We start from the raw sequence: 526 nt of genomic DNA, 5'->3' as shown, positions 1-526 counted from the left end.
CAGGTCACGAGCAGCGGAGCCTGCGGCAAGGATCGCTTCTGCCAGATCCGTCCGACCCGAGGCGATGCCGGCCTCGGCGAGAAGCCGGTCCGCATCGTCCGGGCGATCGGCGGAGAAGGCGCGGATGGAGGCGACGCCGGCCGCGGCGCCAGCCAGGGTGAGGGCAGGCACCTCTTGCGCATCGCCCCAGGCCAGGAGCACCTGCCGGCCGGGCGCGGAATGGGCCAGAAGCTCCGCGAGGGCGGAGGGCTTTGCGGTGGCAGGCTCCACGGCGGGAGCAGGGGCCGTGGCCTCGGGCGCCGGCATGGCCTGGGCCGGTGGTTCCCACCAGCGCAGCAACCGGCCGAGCACCGAGCTCATAGCTCGCCGGCGGGCCGTCGCAGGCGGATCACGCCGCGCATGGCCTCCGGTGGCACCGGCTTGCCCTTGCGCAGGATCTCGACGCGTCCCGCCGCGGCCAGCCGGGCGGCCGCCTGCCTGATGGGACCGAGCAGCGGGCGCCAATCCTCCGGCGCCAGGCCCTGCG

Annotated in this window: 1 protein-coding gene and 1 pseudogene; both read right to left on the bottom strand. The window is 75.7% G+C overall.

Features of this window, described 5'->3' with window-relative positions; all coding sequences use genetic code 11:
- Nucleotides 1–360: pseudogene (locus AC1DWF_RS38415) on the bottom strand (hypothetical protein); the annotation flags it as partial.
- A complete protein-coding gene (locus AC1DWF_RS38410) occupies nucleotides 357–518 on the bottom strand; it encodes a DUF3253 domain-containing protein (protein WP_476843640.1) in 162 nt (53 codons plus the stop codon). The gene AC1DWF_RS38410 and the pseudogene AC1DWF_RS38415, both read right to left, overlap by 4 nt.
- Between the last annotated feature and the right edge of the window lie 8 nt (nucleotides 519–526).

The sequence above is a fragment of the Aminobacter sp. P4_D5 genome (assembly GCF_056401815.1).
This window is presented reverse-complemented; position numbering and strand designations above follow the sequence as displayed.